Annotated in this window: 2 protein-coding genes; both read left to right on the forward strand. The window is 66.9% G+C overall.

Annotated elements, in window-relative coordinates; genetic code table 11:
- Positions 1–203: 203 nt before the first annotated feature.
- Positions 204–24629 carry a non-ribosomal peptide synthase/polyketide synthase gene (locus tag ACQP1G_RS22305; protein ID WP_433207597.1) on the forward strand — a complete coding sequence of 8142 codons (24426 nt, stop codon included), beginning with the start codon at positions 204–206 and terminating at the stop codon, positions 24627–24629.
- Positions 24623–25399 carry an FkbM family methyltransferase gene (locus ACQP1G_RS22310; RefSeq protein WP_433207600.1) on the forward strand — a complete coding sequence of 259 codons (777 nt, stop codon included), beginning with the start codon at positions 24623–24625 and terminating at the stop codon, positions 25397–25399. The genes ACQP1G_RS22305 and ACQP1G_RS22310 overlap by 7 nt, the downstream gene beginning before the upstream one ends.
- The last annotated feature ends 281 nt before the right edge of the window (positions 25400–25680 follow it).

Genomic DNA, 25680 nt, shown 5'->3' on the forward strand with positions numbered 1-25680 from the left:
CGAATTTGTTGCACGGTTGCTCGGCAAGGTCGGGACACGGGGCGCATGACCGCAGCAGGGGATGGACGCTCGCTTCAACGTCGGTGAAGTGCATATGTAATTGCATCTGCAAGGAAGAATGCCCCTACGGGAAATTCGGGGCACGGACGGGCCTTTTTTTGCGCGCTGCCCTCGTGCCTCGGAATTCGAGGAGAGGTTAGACGATGAGTCCGAATTCAGCCACGCCTGCCGACCGAGATACGGATCTGATTCCGCTTTCGAGGGCGCAATACGGAATGTGGCTCGCGAACAACCTGCCCGGCGGCCCGAACGTCAATATCGCACACTACGTCGAGATCGAGGGGGCAATAGACTACGACGCGTTCACCAAGGCGGTGAACGACGCGGGCCACGAGACCGAATCTCTTGTTGTCCGGGTGGTCGAATCCGGCGGTCAGCCGTATCAATTCGTCGACCGCAGCATCGTCTACGACGAACCGTTGCTGGATTTCAGCGCCGAAGACGATCCGTACGCGGCGGCAATGGAATGGATGCGCCGTGACTACAACACCAAGGTTATCGATCTGGCCCGGGACCGGCTCGCCGCGACGCGGCTCATCCGGCTCGGCGAAGACCGGTATCTGTGGTACGCGCGCGCCCATCATCTGGTGATCGATGGCTATGGCGCGTTCAACATCCTGAACCGAGTGGCCGAGCATTACAACGCACTGCTCGAGGGCAGGCCGCCGGCCAGACTGGTGGCGGCGGGGCTGGCGGACATCATCGCGGCGGAGCGCGAATATCGCACCAGCCGCCGGTTCGACACCGATAAGGCGTACTGGCTCGACAAGGTCGCTGATCTGCCACCGACGACGAGTCTGTCCGGTCGCACCGCCAAGTGGAGCGAAGACGACCGCTTCGCCGGTCGACCGCTGCCGTCGCGGTTGACCGCCATGCTCGACCGTTTCGCCGGCGACCTGCACGCGTCGCCGGCGCAGGTGGTCGTGGCCGCGTTCGCCGCATTTCTCGCCCGCATGACCGACACCGACGACGTCGTCTTGTCGCTGCCGGTGACCGGACGGATGACGGTGCGCTTGCGGAACGCCGCCGCGATGTTGGCGAACATGGTGCCGATCCGATTTGCCGTGGACGCGACGACCACCGTGGAAGGGCTGATTCGCGCGTCGGTGTCCGAGCTCGTCCTGGCGATGCGACACCAGCTCTACCGGTTCGAGGATCTGCGCCGCGATTCCAACGCGTTGGACGCGGCCGCGACCTCGTTCGGCCCGATCCTCAATATCTTGTTCTTCGATTCCGAGATTCGGCTCGGCTCGGCGACCGGCCGCTACCGCGCACTGACCTCCGGGGCCCTGGACGACCTGCAGCTCAATATGTACCGCTCCGGGGCCGACGCGCCGCTGCTCATCGAATTGCACGGCAACGCCAACCTGTACAGCCAGGACGAACTCGACGCGCACACTGGTCGATTCGTCGACTTCCTGCATCGCATGATGGACTCGCCCGTCGACACCCGCCTGGTCGATATCCCGCTCGTCGACCCCGCCGAGCAGCGGCGCATACTCGGCGAACTCGCCGGCCGCGACGGCGCGGCGACCTCTGCGACACTCGTCGATCTGCTGACGCGACAGGCCGCGGCCACCCCGTCCACGGTGGCCGTCACGTCGGGTACGACCGCTCTCACCTACCGTGAGCTCGACGAGCGCTCGAACCGGTTCGCCCGCAAGCTGATCGCCCTCGGTGCGGGGCCGGAATCGCTGGTTGCCATCGCGATGCCACGCGATGCCGATCTGATCATCGTCGCGCTGGCGGTGCTGAAGTCGGGTGCCGGGTATCTGCCGCTGGATCTCGCACACCCGCTCGATCGACTCGACTACGTGCTGAACGACGCCGATCCGATCGCTGTGGTGACGACCCGGAGCATGCACGATCAGGTACCCGACTACGCCGGCCCCGTGCTGCTGTTCGACGACGACTCCGGTGTGGAAACCGCTCATCCGATCACCGATGTGGATCGCACCCGCCCGCTGCACCTCGACAACATCGCCTACGTCATCTACACCTCCGGATCGACGGGACGGCCGAAAGGCGTGCCGATCACCCATCGCGCGGTCGCCACCTACCTGACGAACGCGTGTACCGAAATCGGAGTCCGCGCCGATGACGTGTGGACGTTGTTCCATTCGTTTGCGTTCGACTATTCGGTGTGGGAGATCTTCGGTGCGCTGGTTACCGGCGGCCGGGTGGTCGTGGTGGACAGCCCTGCCACGCGTTCACCGGACGACGTCGTGCGCCTGGTGGCGCGCGAGAAGGTGAGCGTCTTGAGCCAAACACCCTCGGCATTCCATCAATTCGCGACTGCGCGACAGCGATATGCGGATGCCGGGGAACCCGACAGTGAGCTCTCCCTGCGACTGGTCGTCCTTTCGGGCGAAGCTCTCGATCCGACGGGTTTGTCGGACTGGTACGAGCACAATCCGAACCTGCCGGTGCTGGCCAATAGTTACGGCATCACCGAAACCACTGTCTTCGTCACCTATCTCCGGTTGACGCCCGACAGCGCCGTGCCGGGCGCACCGAGCACGATAGGCCCACCGCTGCCGGGCTTGCGCGCGTACATCCTGGACGAACGACTGCGCCCGGTGCCGCTGGGAGCCTGGGGTCAGATCTACGTCGCGGGAGCGCAACTCGCCCGCGGCTACCTCGGCCGCCCCGGGCTGACCGCGGGGCGCTTCGTCGCCGACCCGTTCGGCGATCCGGGCGAGCGCCTCTATCGCAGCGGCGACGTCGCTCGCCGAAATAGTAAGGGCGAGTTGGAATATCGCGGACGCGCCGACCAGCAGGTGCAGCTGCGCGGGTTCCGGATCGAGCTGGACGAGATCCGCAGTGCGCTGCTGAGCCACAGCGCGGTCTCGACGGCGGTCGTCGTCGTGCACCTGCCGGGCACGCAAGCGGCCCGGCTGGTCGCCTACGTCGTGCCCGCCGACGACGCGGTCTGCGAATCCGAAGGGCTGCGCGCGCACGTCGGCTCGATGCTGCCGGAATACATGGTCCCGGCGCACATTGTCGTTCTGCAGGCGTTGCCACTGACCGTCAACGGCAAAGTCGACTATCGGGCGCTGCCCGAGCCGGCCTTCGGTTCGGCCGCGACCTACGTAGCGCCTAGCACCGTCATCGAGAAGACCATCGCCGAAGTCTTCGCCGAGGTCCTGGGCGCTCCGCAGATCGGTGTGCTGGACAACTTCTTCGACCTGGGCGGCAATTCGCTCACCGCCACCAGCGCTGCCGTGCGGATCGCCGAGCTGACCCGGTGCGAGATATCGGTGCGCGACCTGTTCGGCAAGCCGACCGCCGCCCAACTCGCCGCCCATATCGAAGCCGGTCAGCAATCCAGCCGCCCCGTCCTGCAGGCGCAGCCACGCGTCGAGCCCATTCTGTTGGCGCCCGCACAGAACCGGATCTGGCTGATCAATCAGGTCGACCCGGAGTCGGCGGCGTACAACATTCCGCTGGTGCTGCAGCTGACCGGACACCTCGACAGCACGGCACTGCGCTCGGCGCTGACCGACGTGATCGAACGGCACGAATCCCTGCGAACCGTCTATCCGGCCGTGAATGGTCAAGGGACGCAGGTGATCCTGTCGGCCGAGCACGTCGCTGCCGATCTCGATTCGACCCCGCAGCTCACCCGCCCCGATGATCTCGACAATCGGATCCGCGAGCTGGCCTCGACCGGGACCGACGTGCGCCGACGTCCGCCGATCCGGGTCGCACTGCTCGCGTGCACCGACCAGCGGCGGCACGTTTTGGTCGTCGTCCTACACCACATCTGCTGCGATGGATCGTCGCTGCCACCGCTCGCGGCCGATTTCGCAGCGGCCTACCGAGCGAGGTCGCAGGGACACGGCCCGGATTGGCGACCACTGACCGTGCAGTACGCCGATTACAGCATCTGGCATCGCAGTGTGCTCGGCGACGAGAACGATCCGGACTCGCTGGCGGCACGCCAATTGCGTTACTGGACAGCGCAATTGGCGGGTATGACTCGGCTGCTGGAACTCCCCGCCGACCGTCGGCGCCCGGCTCGCCAGTCCATGTCGACAGACGTCGTCGACACAGTGCTGCCCGCCGAGACCTGCGCCGGGATCGAGCGGGTGGCACGCACGGCGAATGTCACGAGCTTCATGGTCGTTCACGCCGCGTTGGCCGTTCTGCTCGCCCGGCTGTCGGATTCGGCGGATATCACCATCGGGGCGCCGGTCGCGGGCCGCGGCGAGCGCGCGCTGGAACCGCTGATCGGCATGTTCGTCAACACGGTGCCACTGCGCACCCAGGTGCGCGGCGACGAATCGTTCACGGAGTTTCTGACGCGAGTCAAAGACATCGATATCGAAGCTTTCGCCCACAGCGACCTGCCGTACGAACGCATCGTCGAAGCGGTCGATCCGATGCCGTCGGCGGCGCGCGAACCGCTGTGTCAGGTGTACCTCGCCTTCGACAATATGGACCGCCCGAGCCTGGAGCTGTCCGAGCTCACCGCCGAGATCTTGGATCCGGGACCGCAACCGGCGAAGGTCGACATCATTGTCACCGTCGCCGAGAACATCAGGGCGGCAAGCGATCTCGCACTTCGGATCACCTACGCGACCGACCTGTTCGATCGGGGGACGATCGAGGAATTCGCCGCGCGGCTGAATCGGATCCTCGAATCGGTCGTGTCGAATCCGCAGCAGCGAGTGCGTGCTGTCGATGTGCTGTCGACGACCGAGCGAGCCGCGTTGGTGCCCGCCTCGGGCGGCCGTGCCGAGGCACCACGGGTGCTGGCAGAGTTGCTGAGGGTCCAGGAGCCGGATGCCGTGGCGATCGTGTCGGGAGAACGCACGGTGTCGTATGCGGAGTTGGATGTCCGGTCGAATCAGCTCGCTCGGTTGCTGATCGAGTGGGAGACGGGTCCGGATGATCAGGTCGCGCTGGTGATGGCGCGGTCGGTGGAACTCGTGGTGGGGATGTGGGCGGTGGCGAAGGCGGGTGCGGCATTCGTCCCGGTGGATCCGCGGAATCCGGCCGAGCGAGTCGCGCTCATGGTCGCGGATGTACGGGTGGCGTTGACGGTGGAAGCAACCCAGGGCCTGCTCCCGCCCGCGGTCGCGCGGGTGATTCTCGACGATCCGTGCACCGAGGCCTGCATCGCGGCGCGATCCCCGGCCGCCGTGACGGAAGCGGATCGGATTCGCGTCTGCCGTGCCTCGAACACGGCGTACGTGGTGTACACCTCGGGCTCGACGGGAGAGCCGAAGGGCGTCATTGTGACGCATGCGGGCTTGGCGAATTTCGCCGCCGAACAACGTGAACGCTATCGGATCGACAGTTCCGCGCGGGTATTGCAGGTGGCGGCTCCCGGCTTCGATGCGGTGGTCCTGGAGTTGCTGATGGCGCACCCGAACGGTGCGGCCTTGGTGGTCTCGCCGCCGGATGTCTTCGCTGGGGATCGGTTGACGGAACTGATTCGCACGCAACGGGTTTCGCATGCATTTATCACGCCGAGCGTGCTGGCGACGATGTCGCCGGCCGATGTGGATTCGTTACAGGTATTGGTCGCCGGTGGGGAGGCGGTATCGGCGGAAACGGCCACGGTATGGAGTCCCGGCCGTCGGTTGTTCAACGGGTACGGGCCGACCGAGACCACGATCATGGTCGCGATCAGTGATCCGCTGTGCGCCGTTGCCCGCGTCACGATCGGTGGCCCGATCCGCGGTGTCGAGACCCTGGTATTGGACACGAATCTGCAGCCGGTACCGGTCGGGGTGGCGGGACAGCTGTACATCTCCGGTATCCATCTCGCCCGCGGATACCTCGACCGACCCGCGGACACCGCGTCGGCATTCGTGGCCGATCCGTTCGGTGCGGCGGGGGCACGTATGTACCGCACCGGCGATCTGGCCCGCTGGACACCCGAGCGCACTCTCGAATACATCGGACGCACCGACTTCCAGGTGAAGATCCGCGGCCAGCGCATCGAACTCGGCGAAATCGAAGCCGTCCTCGCCGGGCACCCAGCGGTGGCGGCCGCGGTGACGGTCAGCGTTGCGACGGAGAGCGGACCGAGGCTTGCCGCCTATGTCACGTCGGCGCCGGATACCGTCGACATCGCGGAGCTGACGGCCTACGCCGCGCAACGCCTGCCGTCGCACATGGTTCCGGACACGGTGACGGTGCTCGACGCGCTACCGCTGACATCGGTGGGCAAGATCGATCGCGCGGCGTTGCCGGCACCGGTGTTCGCCGCCGAGACCACCGAGTTCGTCGCGCCACGCGACGCGGCCGAGCAGATCGTCGCCGGTGTGTGCGGCGCTGCGCTGGGCATCGATCAGGTCGGCGTCCTCGACAACTTCTTCGATCTCGGCGGCAACTCGCTGTCGGCGACGCGAGTGGCCGCGCGGCTGAGCGCTGTGTTCGGTGTCGATATTCCGCTGCACACCGTGTTCGACGCGCCCACCATCGCGGCATTCGCGGAGAATCTGCGGGCCATCGACGCACCCGGGCGGGAACCACTGATTCCGCAGGAACGCCCGGCGCGGATCCCGATGTCGCCCGCCCAGGCCCGCATGTGGTTCCTCAATCAGTTCGACACGGGCTCGGCGCTGTACAACATCGCCCTGGTCGTGTGCATGTCGGGACCTCTCGACGTGTCCGCCATGCACGCGACGATCGCCGATGTGCTCGACCGGCACGAAGCTCTGCGGACTGTTTATCCGGACAGCGACAGTGGACCGCACCAGCTGATCGTGTCGGTGCAGGCGGCACTGCCCCCGCTGGAGCCGGTCGAGGTGGCGGCGGCAGACGTCGAGGCGCGCATCGCCGCGACGGCCGCAGCCGGATTCGACGTCACACGCGAGGTTCCGTTCCGAATCACGTTGCTGCGCAGTACATCCGATCAACACACCCTGGTACTCATCGTCCATCACATCAGCTTCGACGGATCCTCGCTCGCGCCGCTGGCCGCGGACCTGATGACCGCCTACAACGCCCGCATCCGGCACGAGGCGCCACAGTGGTCGCCGTTGCCGGTGCAGTACACGGATTACGCTCTGTGGCAACGGGAATGGCTCGGCACCGAGGACGATCCGAGCTGCCCGGCCGCCACCCAGGTCGAGTATTGGCGGGCTGCGCTGGCCGATCTGCCCGAAGTGCTCGACCTGCCCACCGATCGTCCGCGCCCGGCGCGACAATCGTTCCGCGGTGCGACGGTGTCGGCGACACTACCCGCCGACCTCGGTCGCGACCTGGTCGCCCTGGCCCGCGGCCGCGACGTGACGGTCTTCATGGTGCTGCACGCGGCGTATGCCGCACTGCTGGCCCGGCTTTCGGGAACCGGTGACATCGCTGTCGGCACGCCCATCGCCGGTCGCGGCGAACCGGGACTCGAGCGCCTGGTCGGAATGTTCGTCAACACCCTGGTGCTGCGGACGCGCATCGAACCCGGCGCGTCGTTCCTCCAGATCCTGGAGCAGGTCCGGGCTACCGATCTGGCCGCCTTCGACCACGCCGACATCCCGTTCGAGCGCCTGGTCGAAGTGCTGAATCCGCCCCGCACGACGGCACATGCACCGTTGACGCAGGTGGGGTTCTCGTTCCACAACATCGAAATTCCCACGGTGCAGTTCGAGGGACTGACGGTGTCGGCCCGGATCGCCGATCCGGGTGTGGCCAAATACGATCTGCATCTGAATCTCGTCGACACCGCAGAGCACGACGGTGAGCCGGGTGCGATGGCAGTCGAATTCAGTTATGCCACAGATCTTTTCGACGAGGCGACGATCATTTCGATGGTCGACCGGTTCGTGCTGCTGCTGCGTGCGATGGTCGCCGATCCCGCCCGCGCGGTCGGCGACATCGAGCTGCTGACCGCGTACGAGGCGCGCGAGCTGGCCGAGCGCGAGAACGGGACGACGACGCCGCCATCGTCTGCGACGATCGCGGACCTGTTCGCCGCGCAGGCCGCGGCGACGCCGGACAGCACGGCCGTGCTCGACTCCGAAGGCGGTGCGCGACTCAGCTACCGAGAGTTCGCGGCGCGGGTGAATTCGCTGGCGCATGCGTTGATCGGACGTGGAGTCGGTCCGGAAACCGTTGTGGCCGTGGCGATGCATCGTTCCGTCGACCTGCTGGCCACGCTGTACGCGATCCACGCGGCCGGCGGGGCCTACCTGCCCCTGGATCCGGATCATCCGCTCGATCGCGTGCGCGCAGTGCTCGCCGCTGCGCGGCCGCAGGCGGTGCTCACCCGTCCGTCCGACGAAGCGAATCTGCCCGACGACGTCCCGGTATGGGCGTTGGCGGAACTCGACGCCGAGTACCGGGATGCGTCGCCGGTGACGGACGCCGATCGGCTCGAGCCGCTGCGTCCCGAGAACCTGGCCTATGTCATCTATACCTCCGGCTCGACCGGGGTACCGAAGGGGGTGGCGGTACCGCATGTCGCGGTGGTCAATCAACTCCGCTGGATGCGCGAGCACTACGAACTCGGCGACGACGTCATGCTGTTGCGGACGCCGGTCACCTTCGATCTGTCGGTCTGGGAGTTGTTCTGCCCCTTGACATGTGGTGCGAAGTTGGTTGTCGCGGGCCCCGACGGCAGCGGCAACCCGGACGCGGTGGCCCGGTTGATGGCCGAATATCACGTGACGACAGCGGATTTCGTACCGTCGTTGCTTTCGGCGTTCCACGAGACGGCCGTCGGACGCCAGTTCCCGGACCTGCGGCGCGTGCTGTGCATCGGTGAGGCGCTGCCGGCCGAAACCGTCCGCCGTTTCCGGGATCTCAGCGACGCGCGCATCGACAACCTGTACGGGCCGACGGAGGCCGCGGTCAGCGTCACCGCGTATCGCATCGACGGGATCGACGGCGTCTCCACGGTGCCGATCGGGGTTCCCGAGCCGAATGTCATCGTGCATGTGCTGGATTCGCGACTGCACCCCGTTCCGGTGGGGGTAACCGGTGAGTTGTATCTGGGCGGCATCCAGCTGGCCCGCGGATACCGCCAACGTCCCGATCTGACGGCGGCGACGTTCGTCGCCGACCCGCTCGACGGCGCGCACGGATCTCGCCTGTACCGCACCGGCGACCTTGTGCACTGGGACAAGGGCGGCGCCCTGCGTTATGTCGGCCGCGCCGACGATCAGGTGAAGATTCGCGGGCTCCGGATCGAATTGGGCGACATCGAGGCAGCGCTGCTCGCACACGAACAGGTGACCGCGGCCGTTGCACGGGTGCATTCCGGCCGCGACGAGCAACGCTTGGTCGCCTACGTGGTCACCCCAGAGACATTGGACACCAAGCAGATTCGACGCCTCCTGCTGGAGCGACTGCCGGCCTATATGGTGCCGTCCGCGATCGTCCGGATCGACGCCGTCCCACTCACGGCGAACGGCAAGGTCGACTACCGGGCATTACCTGCTCCGGATCCGAGCGAGCACGCGGAATACCGGGCGCCGCGAGGGCTCGTGGAGCAGGCCGTCGCCGAGGTCTTCGCCGAGCTGCTCGGCCTGCCGACGGTCGGCGCGGACGACGACTTCTTCGACCTGGGTGGGAATTCGCTCCTCGCCACGCGCGCGCTGAGCCGGATCGGCGCCACGGTCGACGCGACCGTACCGGTGCGAATGATGTTCGAGGCGCCCACCGTCGCCGAGTTGGCCGAGCGCATCGCACAGCTGCGGGGGGTGCCCGGTCTGCCCGCCCCGACGTCGAAACCGAGACCGGACCGGCTGCCGCTGTCGACGGCGCAGGCCCGGATGTGGTTCCTCAATCAGTTCGATCCGGCTTCGCCGGGATACATTGTGCCGCTTGCGTTTCGCCTCGACGGAGCGCTCGATGTCGATGCGCTGGCGGCGGCCGTCGGGGATGTCGTCGAGCGGCACGAGAGCTTGCGCACCGTGTACCCGGCGGTCGACGGCATGCCCACGCAGGTGGTGCTGGACGCGGCCGATGTCGTCGCGGGCTGGGACCTCAGCCCGCAGCGGATCGATGAGCGCGAGCTGGCACGTCGGCTGGCCACGTTCTCGAACGCCGGATTCGATGTGTCGAAGGGCGTGCCGGTTCGGGGCGCGCTGTACCAGCTGTCGGATACGGCCTGGGTGGTTGCGGTGGCCGTGCACCACATCAGTTGCGACGGTTATTCGGTGGCGCCGCTGGCCGCCGATATCGTGACGGCCTATCGGGCGCGGGCCGGTGGAAACCTGCCGGACTGGACGCCGCTCACCGTCCAATTCGCTGATTACGCCCTGTGGCAGCGCGAGGTGCTCGGCTCGCCGGACGACCCGGATTCACCCGTGTCCCGCGATATCGCTTATTGGCGAACCCGACTCGCGGGCATACCCGAACTGCTCGAGCTGCCTACCGATCGACCGCGCCCGGTGGAGCAGACTCACCGCGGCGCGGTGATCCACGTCGAGATTCCGGCGGACCTGCAGCGCCGGGTGGAGTCCCTGGCCCAGCGAGCTCGGGCGACGACGTTCATGGTGGTGCACGCGGCACTCGCGGTGCTGCTGTCACGGCTGTCCGGCAGCGACGACATCGCTATCGGCGTGCCACACGCGGGTCGCGGCCACCGGGCGCTCGACCACCTCGTCGGGATGTTCGTCAACACTTTGGTCCTGCGCACCCGCGCCACGCTCGATCAGACGTTCACCAGCCTGCTGGATGCGGTGCGGCACAGCGACATCGAGGCCTTCGACCACGCCACCGTACCGTTCGAGCAACTGGTGGAAACGCTGAATCCGGCACGGTCGACAGCGCACACGCCGTTGTTCCAAGTCATGCTCGCCTACCAGAACATGGTGCGGGCGCGCGTGGAACTTCCGAGTCTCACCGTCGAGACCATCGACCCGGGCGACAGTGCCGCGATCTACGACCTGCTGCTCATGATGACGGAGGACCACGGGCCGGACAACGTGCCCACCGGCATGACGCTGCGCCTGACCTACGCCACCGACCTGTTCGACGCGGACTCCGCACAGCGTTTCGTCGACCGGTTCGTTCGCCTGCTCGACGGCGTCTCGACCGATGCCGATGCGCCGATCGGTGAGTTCGATCTGCTGGATGCCGGCGAGCGGCAGCTGATGTTCAAGCGTTGGAACGACACCGGCGACCCCGTATCAGTGGGCCGAACCCTGGTGGACGCCTTCGATGAACAGGTGGAGCGCAGCCCCGATGCTCCGGCGATTCAACTTCCGGACGGCGATGCGCTGACCTACCGGGATTTCGCCGCCCGTGTCCATCGGCTCACCAGGTGGCTCATATCGCGTAATGTGCGGACGGAAACCGTTGTGGCCGTCGCCATTCGGCGCTCACTCGACCTCGTGACAGCGCTATATGCGGTGCTCGAGGCGGGTGCTTCCTTCCTGCCGATCGACCCGGATCAACCGAGCGAGCGAATCGCCGGTGTGCTGGGTGCGGCCCGACCGCTGATGGTGCTCACAACATCAGCGGACGGCGACGGACTGCCCGAGGGATACACCTGCGTTCGTGTCGATCAGCTGGATCTGGCCGGGCTGTCCGGTGCCCCGATCACGGACGTGGAACGGTGTGCGCCGCTGCGGCCGGACAACGTGGCCTACATTCTGTTCACCTCCGGGTCCACCGGCGTGCCCAAGGGGGTGGCCCTGACCCATGCCGCGACCATGAGTCAGCTGGCGTGGGCACAGCAGCAGTGGCCGCACACCGCGGCCGACTCGGTGCTGTACAAGACTCCGATCACCTTCGACATCGCCGTGTGGGAGTTGTTCTGGCCGTTGCAAATCGGCGCGCAGATCGTGGTGGCCGCACCCGACGGGCACCGCGACCCGGCCTATCTGGCGGACGTCATCGCGAGCCGAAACGTCAGCACCGTGCATTTCGTCCCGTCGATGCTCGATGTTCTCCTCGAAGCCGTCGGTGATACCGAATTGCCCTCGATCAGGCGGATATTCGTCGCTGGTGAGGCGCTGGCGCAGCACACCGTCGACGCCGCCGTGCGCGTATGCACCCGGGCCGAGGTGGTGAACTGGTACGGCCCGGCCGAGGCGGAGGTGGTCACCGCCGCGCGCTGCCTGCCCGGTGCGACCCCTGCGATGGTCCCGATCGGCGCGCCCGTGTCCGGTATGCGGGTCTACGTGCTCGACAAGCGACTGCAACCGGTACCGGTCGGTGTTGTCGGCAATCTGTATGTCTCGGGTGTGCAGTTGGCGCGCGGTTATCACGGCCGCGCCGACCTGACGTGCACAGCCTTCGTCGCGCATCGTTTCGGCGCGCCGGGGGAGCGGCTGTATCGCACCGGTGACCTGGTGCGGTGGACGAGAACTGGAGAGCTGGATTTTCTGGGCCGCAGCGATTTCCAGGTGAAGGTCCGCGGTCAGCGGGTGGAGCCGGGGGACATCGAAGCGGCGGCGTGCGCGATACCGGAGGTTGCCAGTGCTGTTGCTGTCGCGACCTCGGAGCGAATCGTCGCGTATGTGACGCTCGCGCCAGCAGCGGTGACCGATGGTCGCGCGATTCGCGACCAGCTCGCTCGCACGCTGCCGTCGTATCTGGTTCCGGTCCGCGTCGAGGTGCTCGAGAAGATGCCGCTCACCTCGAACGGCAAGCTCGACCGAGCCGCGTTGCCACAGCCGACGTTCGACGACGGCGCGGAATTCGTGCCGGCACGCACCGAACGCGAAGCGGCACTGGCCGATATCGCCGCCACAATCTCGGGCAGCGACCAGGTGAGCGTGCGGGCGAACCTATTCGAGATCGGTGTCGACTCGCTCTCGGCTGCCCGGATCGCCGCGCGCGCCGAGGCGGCGCTCGGTGTCCAGGTCGGTATCCGCGATATCTTCGAGGAGCCGACGATCGCCGGATTGGCGGCGCGCCTGGCGCAGCGCACGCGATCGTCGCTGATACCGCTCGCGCCGCGGCCGCGCCCGGCGACGATCCCCCTTGCGGCGGCGCAACGACGGTTGTGGTTCATCAACCAGTTCGATATCGCCTCGGCGGCCTACAACATCGGTTTCGCGGCTCGGTTGACCGGCGCGCTGGACGTCGATGCGTTGCGCGCGGCGTTCGAGGACGTGGTGGCCCGGCACGAGCCGCTGCGGACGGTGTATCCCACGGTCGGCGGCGAACCGTGTCAGGTCGTGCGGGATGTGGCGGCAGTAGTGGATGGTCTGGCACTGGATGCGGAGCCGGTCGCCGACGAGATCGTGCTGGGCGAGCGGATCCGGCAGACCGTCGAGACGGGCTTCGACGTCTCGGTAGCGGTGCCCGTGCGGGCGCGGCTGTATCGCACCGGCCCTGACGAGCACATTCTGGTGCTGGTCGTCCATCATATCGCCGCCGACGGCTCGTCGATGCCACCGCTGGCTCGCGACGTATTCGCCGCCTATTGCGCGCGGGTGAAAGGCCAAGCGCCGCAATGGAAACCGCTGCAAGTTCAGTACGTCGACTATGCGCTGTGGCAGCGGGAGATGCTCGGCGCCGAGGACGATCCGCCATCGGTGATCGCGCGGCAGATCGCCTACTGGACCGAGGTTCTCGCTGACGCCCCAGAGTTGCTCGACCTGCCGACCGATCGACCGCGGCCTGCGACCATGTCGATGGTCGGTCGCAGTGTTCGTTTCGGCATACCGCAGCGGCTACACGACCAGGTTGTGCGGCTGGCCCGTCGAGAGGGCGTGACCGTATTCGTCGTGCTGCATTCCGCGCTGGCAATCGTCTTGGCGCGCACCGCACACACCGACGACGTGTCGGTCGGCACGCCCGTAGCGGGTCGCGGTATCCCGGCGCTGGACGATCTCGTCGGCATGTTCGTCAACACCGTGGTGCTGCGCACGCCGGTTCGCGACGACAGGTCGTTCCGGCACCTCCTCACGGAGGTGCGCGGTGTCGACCTCGAGGCACTCGCGCATGCGGATCTGCCCTATGAGCGACTGGTCGACCTGCTCGACCGGCCCCGGTCGACGGCGTATACGCCGCTCTATCAGGTGCTGTTCGGGTTGCAGAGCACCCCGGCGGCCCGGTTCCAGCTGCCGAATGTCGATGTCGAACTGCTCGATGCGGGTATCGCCCAGGCCAAGACCGACCTCACGGTGTTGCTGACCGAACGCCTCGACGGTGACCGACCTGCCGGTATCGAGGGCGAAATAATCTATGCCACAGATGTTTTCGTCGAATCGACGGCGGAATCGCTGGCCGAGCGGTTCATTCGCGTCCTCGATGCGGTGGTCTGCGATCCGACGCGGCCGGTGGGTGACATCGCGCTGATCGGCACCGAGGAGGCCGAACGGCTGGTCCCGGCGCGCGGCACCGACGCCCCCGCGCCGCGGCTGCTTCCCGATCTGCTGGCCTCGGCCGTGGCAACCACCCCCTCGTCGATCGCCCTGATCGACGGCACTCGGACCCTCACCTACAGCGAACTCGACTACCGCGCCAATCAGCTTGCGGCGCAATTGCTTTCCTGGGGCGCAGGGCCGGGGATGTGTGCCGCGCTGGCCGTGCCACGATCGGCCGACTATCACCTCGCCATGTGGGCGATCACGAAGACCGGCGCCACCTTCGTGCCGGTGGATCTCCGCTATCCGCCGGAGCGGATCGCCTACCTGCTGCACGACTCCGGTGCCGAAGTCGGCATCACGGTCGCGGGCACATCCCTTCCGGACGGCGTCCGCTGGCTGGTGCTCGACGACCCGGGCACGGCCGCCGACATCGCCGCACGTCCCGGTCACGCCGTCTCGGACGCGAATCGCCCACGCACACTGCGGATTCGGGATGCGGCGTATGTGATCTACACGTCGGGTTCGACCGGAACGCCGAAGGGCGTGGTGGTTACCCACGAGGGGCTGGCGGCCTTCGCGGCCGAGCAGCGCGAGCGCTATCGCGTGGACGGCACGTCGCGCGTACTGCAAGCTGCCGCACCCGCCTTCGACGCGGTCCTGCTCGAAGCATTGATGGCGCACGCCGCCGGCGCGGCGCTGGTGGTGTCGCCGCCGGAAGTACTCGGCGGCGCAGACCTGGTCGCGCTGATCCGAGCGCATCAGGTCACGCATGCGTTTCTGACACCGAGTGTGCTGGCGACGATGTCTCCCGCCGACGTGGATTCGATGCGGATGCTGACGGTCGGCGGCGAAAAGGTGGCGGAGGATCTGCTCGCTGCCTGGGCGGACGGGCGGCGATTGCACCACATCTACGGTCCGACCGAGACGACGATCGTGATCACGATGAGCGATCCGGTGCACCCGGGCGAAGTGCTCACCATCGGCGGACCGATCCGCGGTGCAGAGGCGGTGGTGCTGGACGCGCGGTTGCGGCCGGTGCCGATCGGAGTGGCGGGGGAGTTGCACTTCTCGGGGACCGCGCTGGCGCGCGGCTACTTGAATCGCCCTGCGACAACGGCAAGTTCGTTCGTGGCGAACCCCTACGGTCAGCCGGGTTCACGGATGTATCGCACCGGCGATATCGTCCGCTGGACCACGCAGGGCACACTGCAATACATCGGCCGCCTCGATTTCCAGATCAAGATTCGGGGTCAGCGTGTCGAGCTGGGCGAGATCGACGCCGCGCTGCTCACGCATCCGGCGGTCGCCACTGCGGTCACCGTGAGTCGTACGGGGCCCGGCGGGCAACCTGTGCTCGCCGCGTACATCACGGCCGAACCCCCAGCGGTCGCCGATCCGAGCGCGGTACTCGATCACGCGGCGACCGCCTTGCCCGCCCACATGGTGCCGGCGACAATCACGGTGCTCGACCACTTACCGCTCACCTCGACGGGCAAGGTGGATCGAGAAGCGTTGCCGGAACCCGTCTTCGAGACCACCCAGGACGGTGCGGCCGCGGAATCGACCGAACTGGAACGCGCCATCGCCGCCGCCTTCGCGGATGTCCTCGGCGTCGCGACGGTGGGCGCGACAACCTCCTTCTTCGCGCTCGGCGGCGATTCCATCATGTCGATCCAGTTGGCCTCGCGACTGAAGTCCGCGGGCATCGGCGTGACGGCTCGAAATATCTTCGAGCGCAAGACAGTTCGCGGACTGGCGCAGGTGGCGCAGGCCGCCGAGCGGGCGTCGCTCGACGAGCTGCCCGGCGGTGGTGTGGGCGAGATTCCGTTCACGCCGATCGTGTCCTGGTTCGTCGAACGACTCGGGGCACCGGCTCGGTTCGCGCAGTCGATGCTGGTGAGCTTGCCGCGTGACGCGCGCGTCGACGACGTGCTCTCGACCGTGCGGGCGATCGTCGAACACCACGATGTGCTGCGCTCGCGGCTCGATGCCCAACGCTGGGAGGTGCTGCCACCGAGCGCTGCCGATACCGCCGGTTCGGTCTCCGTCCTGACCTTCGGTGCCGACGAGGCTCCGGGAAGTGCCGGTTTCGCCGCGGTGGTGGAGGCGGCCTCCGCCACGGCGTTCGACCGGCTCGACCCGGCGGTGGGCACGATGGTGCACGTCGTGTGCCTGCTGCCCGAAACGGGCGTCGACGCGCAGGCGCGTGCCCTCATCGTGATCCATCACCTGGCCGTCGATGCGGTGTCGTGGCGGATTCTGCTGCCCGACTTCGTGACTGCGTGGCAACAGATCACCGACGGGCGGCCGGTCGAGTTGGCCGCGCCGGGCACCTCTATGCGTCGGTGGTCGACTGCGTCGATCGCCGCCGCGGCAGCGCGTGCGCGCGAATTCGAGCTGTGGCATCGGATCTGTTCGGCACCCGATCCGTTGCTCGGACGTGCGGATTTGGATCCCGCGCTGGACACCCAGTCGACCGTGCGTCAGCTGACCGTATCGCTCCCGGCCGAAGTGACCTCGGCGTTGCTCGACAAGGTGCCCGAGGCCGTGCGCGGCAGCATCGACGATGCGCTGCTGGCCGCTCTCACCGTGGCCCTGACTCGCTGGCGGCGACGTCGCGGCATTGCGTATGCGGGCATGAATGTCCTGTTGGAAGGGCACGGTCGCGAGGAGCAGATCGCCGAGGGCGCGGACGTTTCCCGAACCGTTGGCTGGTTCACTACTCGCTATCCGGCGGCGCTCGACCTGAGTGATGTCGATCTCACTGATGTGCGCGCGGCGGTGAAATCCGTCAAAGACCAGCTGCGCGACATCCCGGACAAGGGAATCGGTTACGGCCTGCTGCGCTATCTGAATACCGAGACGGCCGAGCGACTCGCTGTCCTGCCGGAGCCGCAGATCAGTTTCAACAATCTCGGGCGAATCGGTGTCGATCTCACGGCATTGTCGGACCTGCCGTGGGTTCCGACCGACGAACCTTTCGACCGACGGGCCGCATTCGATCCGGATATGCCGGCGGCGGCGGTCCTCACGATCGACGTGAACATCGTCGACGCGGCGGCCGGACCTCAGCTGTCGGCGTACGTCGGCTACGCCTCGCGGTTGCTCGACCACGACGATGTGGCCGAACTCGTCGAGGAATGGGTCGATGTCCTGACCGCCATCACGGCCGTCGCGGACCAGGACTGGGGACTGACTCGGGCAGACGTTCCGCTCGTCGACGTCACCCAGCGCGATCTGGCGGAGTTCGCCGAGCGGTACGGACAATTGAGCGAGGTGTGGCCGGTGGCACCGCTGCAGGCGGGGCTGCTGTTCCATGCTGAGGTCGCCGCGGGCCACCTCGACGTCTACATCGCGCAATCGGTGCTCACGCTGTCGGGCGCGGTCGACGAGCATCGGCTCGAGCGCGCCGCGCGGGCCCTGCTCGCACGCCATCACAACCTACGGGCCGCCTTTGTCCGAACCGCCGAAGGCGTTCCGGTACAGGTGATTCCGGCTGATACCGACCTCCCGTGGCGCAGTATCACGCTGTCCGAGCGCGCACCGGACCTGGACGAGGTGATCGACGCCGAGCGTACGGCCGGGTTCGATCCGGCTGATCCGCCGCTGCTGCGGTTCGTGATCGTTACGGTGGGACCGCAAGACTTCCGGCTGATATTGACCGCCCATCACCTTCTGCTCGACGGCTGGTCGCTGCCGCTGCTGTGGCGTGAACTGATCGGCTTGTACGCGGTGGACGCACAGCCGCAGCTGTTGCCCGATGCGGTGCCCTACCGCGATTACCTGGAATGGCTGGACCGGCGCGACCGCACCAGAAGCGTCGAGGTGTGGCGGGACGCGCTGCGCGGTGTCGCCGAGCCCACGCTGGTGGCCGATCGGCATACCGATACGACCGCGACCATCCCGATCGATCTGCCGGTCGTTCTCGATAGCGACACGACGGCCGAGTTGGTGGAATTCGCCCGGACACACGCGGTGACGATGGCGACTATCGTCCAGTTCGCCTGGGCGGTGGTATTGAGCAACCTGCTCGGCGCCGACCGCGTGGTGTTCGGCAGCACGGTGTCCGGCCGTCCCGCCGACGTGTCCGGGGTCGAGTCGATGATCGGTCTGTTCATCAATACGATTCCGGTAGTCGTCGAGGTGCGCGGGGACCGGACCATCGAGGACGCGCTGACTCGATTGCAGGCCGACAACACCCGTCTGCTCGACCACCATTACCTCGAACTACCGCAGATCTTGGCGGCTGTGGACGGCGTGTCCCTGTTCGACACGCTGGTTGTGTTCGAGTCCTACCCGGTCGACAGCAGCGGATTGGGCGACGCCGACATCGATGGCATGCGGGTGGTCTCGGCGCAGGGGCGCGACGCCGCGCACTACCCGATCACCGTGCAGGCGCACCATACCGACCAACTGCACGTCCGCCTGCGCTACCAACAGGACCGCATCGACGACGAGACGGCGTCCGGTCTCGCTGCCCGGCTCGACATCGTGCTGCGCGCGATCACGGCTGATTCGCACGCGCGGCTCGATTCGGTCGATCTGCTGTCCACAGCCGATCGGCGTGAATTGGTGCCCGCCACGGGTGGCAGTGCCGCGTCGCCGCAGCTGCTTGCGGAGTTGCTTGCCGCGGGCTCCGGCGTGAATCCAGTTGGGGCAGCACTGCTTTCGGGTCGGGGCACGATGTCATACGTCGAGTTGGATGCCCGGTCGAACCAGTTGGCGCGGCAGTTGATCGAGTGCGGTGTCGGCCCCGGCGATCAAGTCGCGCTGGCGATCGCGCGGTCGGCGGAGTTCGTGCTCGGCCTGTGGGCGACGGCCAAGACGGGTGCGGCATTCCTGCCGATCGATCCGCGCAATCCGGCCGAGCGCGTGGCACACATGCTCGCGGACTCCGGTGTGCGGGTCGCGCTCACCGTCGAGGCATCGCGGGATCTGCTTCGCGACGTGGTGTGCCCGTTGGTCCTCGACGATCCGGACACCGAGTCCGCCATCGCGGCGAAATCCGCGGCCGCCGTCACCGACGCCGATCGCCTACGGACGCCACAGATCCGGGATGCGGCGTACGTGACCTACACCTCGGGGTCGACCGGAATCCCGAAGGGCGTCGTGGTTACCCACGAGGGGCTGGCGAATTTCTCCGCAGTGGTGCGTGACCGTTTCGGCGTGGACACCGGTTCGCGCGTGCTGCACGTGGGCAGTCCCGGTTTCGATGTGATCGTCCTCGAAGTACTGCTGGCCCATACGAACGGCGCGTTGCTGGTGGTGGCGGCACCGGACGCGTTCGCCGGCGACGAGCTGGCGGAATTGATTCGGGCGCAACGGGTATCGCATGCGTTCCTCACCCCGAGCGTGCTGGCCACCATGTCACCGGCCGGTATGGATTCGCTGCGAGTGCTGATGGCCGGCGGCGAGGCGGTGACCCCGGAGGTGGTCTCGCTGTGGGCGCCGGGCAGGCGGCTACTGAACGGGTACGGACCGACCGAGGCCACGATTCTGGCCGGGATCAGCGGTTCGCTGCTCCCGGACAATGTGGTGACGATCGGCGGACCGATCCGCGGCGTCGAGGCCGTCGTGCTCGATCCGTGGTTGCGGCCGGTGCCGGTCGGCGTAGTGGGGGAGTTGTGTCTCGCGGGCGTCCAGCTGGCGCGCGGGTATCTGGACCGGCCTGCGGCCACCGCGGGTACCTTCGTGGCGAATCCGTTCGGCGCGGCAGGGTCGCGCATGTACCGCACCGGTGATCTGGCCCGCTGGACCTCGGACCATGCCGTGGAGTACCTCGGCCGCCGCGATTTCCAGGTCAAGATCCGCGGTCAACGCATCGAACTCGGCGAGATCGAAGCCGTGCTGTCCGGGCATCCCGGGGTCGACCAGGCGGTGGTCGTGTTGCGCACAGACGAGCGCGGCACCGACCAGCTCGTCGGCTATCTGGTCGGCGACGGACGCATCGATCCGAGTGGCGTCAAGGCTGCTGCGCGACGTCATCTGCCCGCGCACATGGTGCCGCACGTGCTGATGCCGCTCGCCGAGCTCCCGCTGACCGCGACCGGCAAGCTGGATCGGGCGGCACTACCCATGCCGGAATGCCCGGTCGAGCGGGAATGGGTCGCCCCGAGCAGCGACACCGAACAGCGCATCGCGGACGTTTTCGGCGACGTCTTGGGTGTCAGCGCCGTGGGCGCAGCGGACAGCTTCTTCGAGCTCGGCGGCAATTCGCTGTCGGCGACGCGCGTGGTCGCGCGATTGCGCACGGAACTCGGTGTGAGCGTCGGTATTCGGGACCTGTTCGACGCACCGACAGTCGCCGAACTGGCCGCGCATCTCACGACCGCCGACCGGAACGTCGCCGTGCCGCTGGCACCGCGCACCCGCCCAGCTCTAGTACCGCTGTCCCCGGCGCAGCAGCGGATGTGGTTCCTCAATCAATTCGACACCTCGGTCGGTGCGTACAACATCCCGTTGGTGATCCGGCTGCGGGGCGAGCTCGATATCGATGCGCTGGAGCAGGCGTGCGCGCTGGTCATCGACCGACACGAGTCGCTGCGAACGAAGTTCCCGATGATCAACGGGACGCCCTGTCAGGTCATGGTCGGCGTCGACGAGGTCGCACCGGCGCTGCCGCCGATCCGGGTCGACGAACACGATGTGCTGGAGCGGGCGGCGGCGGTGGTCTCCGCGGGCTTCGATGTGACTCGAACACCTCCGGTGCGAGCCGAATTGTTCGCCGTCGGCGACCGTGATCACGTGCTGGCGATCTGCGTGCATCACATCTGCGCCGACGGACAGTCGATGATGCCGCTCGCTCGGGACGTGGCGGTGGCCTACGAGGCGAGTAGGCAAGGGACACAACCGAACTGGCTGCCCCTGCCGATCCAGTACGCCGACTATGCGCTGTGGCAGCGCGAGGTGCTCGGTGACGGACGCGATCCGGACTCGCTCGTCTCCCGGCAGCTGCGATTCTGGACCGACAGCCTCACCGGGCTGCCCGAATTGCTCGAGCTGCCGACCGACCTGCCCCGGCCGCCGGTGGCGTCCATGCGCGGCCGCGCGATCGATTTCGAGCTGTCCGCCGAGTTGCATGCCCGCATCGAGGCCCTCGCCCGCGAGGCCAACGCGACGGTGTTCATGGTCCTGCACGCCGCCTTGACCGTGCTGCTGTCCAGGCTGGCCGACGTCGACGATGTCGCGATCGGCACCCCGGTCGCCGGCCGCGGCGACCGCGAACTCGACGATCTGATCGGCATGTTCGTCAACACACTGGTGTTGCGGTCGCGGGTGTCGTCGCGGCAGTCGTTCGCCGACCTGCTCGCTGCCACCCGCGAGACGGATCTCGCCGCGTTCGCCCATGCCGATGTGCCCTTCGAGGAGGTCGTGGAGGCGCTGAATCCGCGGCGCTCGACCGCGCACATGCCGCTCTATCAGGTGACACTCGACGTCCAGGATCTCAGCGCAGCCGCATTGGAGCTGGCGGAGCTCACCGTCGAACCGATCGAGAACGGCTTCGACGAGGCCCGCGCGGATCTGAACGTCAAGCTCGTCGCACGGTTCGGTGCAGGGGGCCGTCCGGGCGGAATGGTCGGACGACTGACCTTCGCCACCGATCTGTACGTCGAGCCGACGATGACTCGGTTCGCGCAGTCGTATACCCGGATCCTGGAGCAGCTGGCTGTGAATCCGGCTGTCGCCGTGGGCGATATCGACATCGTGGATCCCGACCAGCGGCGCGAGGTGCTGGCTGCTGCCGGAGTCGACGGTGTCGCGGTCGAGGATGTGACCCTGGCCGAGCTGTTCACCTCCCGCGTCTCGGCGCAGCCTGATGCGGTCGCGGTGACCGATGGTGTGTCGCAGCTGACCTATGCGGAACTGGATCAGCGCGCCACCCAGCTCGCCGTGCAACTCACCGAGCTCGGTGTGGGGCCGGAAACCCTGGTGGCAGTGGCGTTGTCGCGTTCGGTCGACCTGATCGTGGGCCTGCTCGCGGTCGTGCGCGCAGGGGCGGGATATTTGCCGCTGGACATGGCGAACCCGCCGCAGCGATTGCGCTTCATCCTCGACGACGCGTGTCCCGCCGCGGTGCTGACCTCTGCCGAGATGGCGACGGAAGTAGTGGGATACGCGGCACCGATGCTACTGATCGAAGAGGCCGGGGCCGTGGTCGCGGACTGTTCCGGCCCGATGCCCGCGCGACCGGACAACCTCGCCTATGTGATCTACACCTCCGGGTCGACCGGCACCCCGAAGGGGGTGGCCGTCAGCCATCGCGAAGCCGTCACATTGTTGACCCACGCCGCCGAACGATTCGACTTCCACCCCGACGACGTGTGGACGATGTTCCATTCGTACGCTTTCGATTTCGCGGTGTGGGAAATGTGGGGCGCCCTACTGACCGGAGGCAGGCTGGTCGTCGTCGACTACGACAAGTCCCGGTCGCCGGAGGCGGTGGTGGAACTGGTGGCGCGCGAGCGCGTCACGATGTTGAGCCAAACCCCTTCGGCGTTCTACGGGTTCGTCGACGCGGAGCGCCGATATCGCGAATCCGGTTGTGGCCACGGCGATCTCGTGCTCCGGTATGTTGTCTTCGGCGGCGAGGCGTTGGATGCGGCGCGGTTGACCGGTTGGTTCGCCGCGCACGAGCCCGGATCGCCGCAATTGGTCAACATGTACGGGATCACCGAGACGACCGTGCATGTGACCTTCGCCGAGGTCGATGGCCCGAGCGCGGCCAGGATCGGATCACCGCTGCCGGGGTTGCGGGTGTATGTGCTCGACGTCCGGCTGCAGCCGGTACCGGTCGGGGTCCGCGGCGAGATCTATGTCGCCGGCGGGCAACTCGCGCGCGGTTACCTGCGAGCTCCGGCGTTGACAGCGAGCCGCTTCGTGGCCAACCCGTTCGATCCGAACGGCGGCCGGTTGTATCGGACGGGCGATGTCGGCTGCTGGCGTGAGACCAGCAGCGGGCTGGAGTTGACCTACGCCGGCCGCGGTGACGCACAAGTTCAGTTGCGCGGGTACCGGATCGAGCTGGGCGAAGTGGAGTCGGCGCTGCTCCGGCATCCGTCGGTGTCGCGCGCCGCCGTGGCGGTGCACCGCCACGAGCGCGACGTCGATCAGCTGATCGGTTACGTCGTCGGCAGCGACGGGCAGCGGATCGATCCGGGCCAGATCCGCGCGGCCGCCGCTGAGGTGCTGACGAGCTACATGGTGCCCTCGGTGGTCATGGTCCTGCCCGATCTGCCGTTGACCATCAACGGAAAGCTCGATCGAAAAGCATTGCCCGCTCCCGATTTCGACGGAGCGGTACGGTTCGTCGCACCGCGGACTCATACCGAGAAAGTGATCACCGATGTGTACGCGCAGGTCTTGCGAGCCCCGCGGGTCGGGGTGACCGACGGATTCTTCGACCTGGGGGGCAATTCACTGCTGGCCACCATGGCGGTAACAGAGTTGCGGACTCGTGGTGTGACGATCGAATTGCCCTGGATGTTCGACGATGCGACTTCGGAGGCGTTGGCGCGCAGGGCCGACGACTCGGAGGGCGACTCCGGCCTGAAGGTGCTGCTGGCGTTGCGCGCGAACGGATCCGAGCCGGCGGTCTTCGCCGTACACCCGGCGGGCGGTCTGGCGTGGTTCTACGGCGGCATCATCGAACATCTGCATCCGGATCGGCCGGTGTACGGGTTGCAGGATCCACACGTCGTGTCCGGCGAACCACGTGCGGAGTCCGTCGACGAACTGGCCGCACGCTATGTTGCCGAAATTCGCCGAGTGCAGCCTACGGGTCCGTATCACCTGCTCGGCTGGTCGTTGGGCGGCCAGATCGCGCACGCTATGGCGGTACAGCTGCAGCGCGACGGCGATCGGGTCGGCGTCGTGGCCATGCTGGACAGTGCGGCGGGGGCATCATCGCAACCGGCCACATCCCTTGCAGGCCAGGCCGCACCGGGACAGCTGATGGCCGATCTGCTCGGCGGCTGGCGAGAGCTGTTCGACCTCGGCGACGAGCTGCAGGCCACCACCCACGAGCAAGCGTGGAACGTCATCCGGGACCAGGTGATCGCAACCGGACTGTTCACCGCCGAACAGACAGATCGGGTGATGGAGAGCTTCCGAACCGCGAGCGATATCTCCGCCGGCTATCGGCCGAACGTCTTCGAGGGCGACCTGGTCTTCTTCACCGCCGGAAAAGACCACCCAGACCACGACGCTATCGCGCACACGTGGCGGCCCTCTGTCAGCGGCGACATACACAACGTCGTCGTCGACGCCCGCCACCTCGAATTGAGCCATCCACATGCGCTCGCCATCGTCGGCCCCGTCCTCGAAAGGCTCATGGAACAATGGTGACCACTTTGCAGCACCTGCGTCTCGACGACGGCAGAACGGTGACCTGCACGAGCCCGGCCGAGGCCCGGATGCTGTGGGGCGAGACGACCGCGACGAACGGGTTCTACCGGCGTGCCGCCGCACGCCTTCGCCCTGGCGATGTTGCCCTCGACATCGGCGCCAACATCGGACTCAGCGCGATGATGTTCGCCGACACCTGCCCTGGAATTAAGGTCATCGCGGTCGAGCCCGTGCCGATGACCTTTCGTTGCCTGGACCGCAATATCGCCGCGCATGTTCCGGACGGGATATCCCTCCAGGTCGCGGTCGGCGCCACGCCGGGCACACGGCCGTTCACCTGGTATCCGCGCGCATCGGCGAACTCCGGATTCTTCGCCGATCGCGAGGCCGATGACGAAGCCACCAAGATCTATTTGCACAACAGCGGCTTGGACGACGCGGCCATCGCGCTCATCACTCCCGGCCTGCATGACGGCGTACGGCTGGAGGTCGGGGTAGCCACTGTTTCGGCGATACTGGACGAACACTGCCGCGACAGCGAGATCGGGTTGCTCAAGGTCGATGTCGAGCGGGGCGAATTGGATGTCCTGCATGGCATTACCGACGCGGACTGGCGTCGTATCCACACTGTCGTCGCCGAAGTCCATGATCGCGACGGCCGCCTGCGAGAAGTCTGCGAGCTGCTCGGTCGGCAGGGCATGTCCGCGCAGACTCAGCAGGACCCGCTTTTGATCGGAACCGAAATACACGAGGTATTTGCCGCGCGGTAGTTGTCACCGGTCTCGCGGTCGAGTGGGCGCGGGCTGCTCGGATTGCTGTGAAATCAGGCGATCTCGTCGAGTTTTGCGATCTCTTCGGATGGTTGCGGCAAATTTGCTGCGACGTGGTGTGGTTTCAGTGAAGATGAGACCGTTCACCTCGAGTTCTTCCTGTACGAATCCGCATCCACTTTCTTTGGAAGGGAGTTCGGCTATGGCAACTCAGGAAGTAGCTACTGATAGGCGGTCGGCGAACGGGAGCCGTCCTGATGAGGGGATCGACATGGCGGGGA

The organism is Nocardia sp. CA-107356 (genome assembly GCF_050946365.1).
Taxonomy (GTDB): Bacteria; Actinomycetota; Actinomycetes; order Mycobacteriales; family Mycobacteriaceae; genus Nocardia.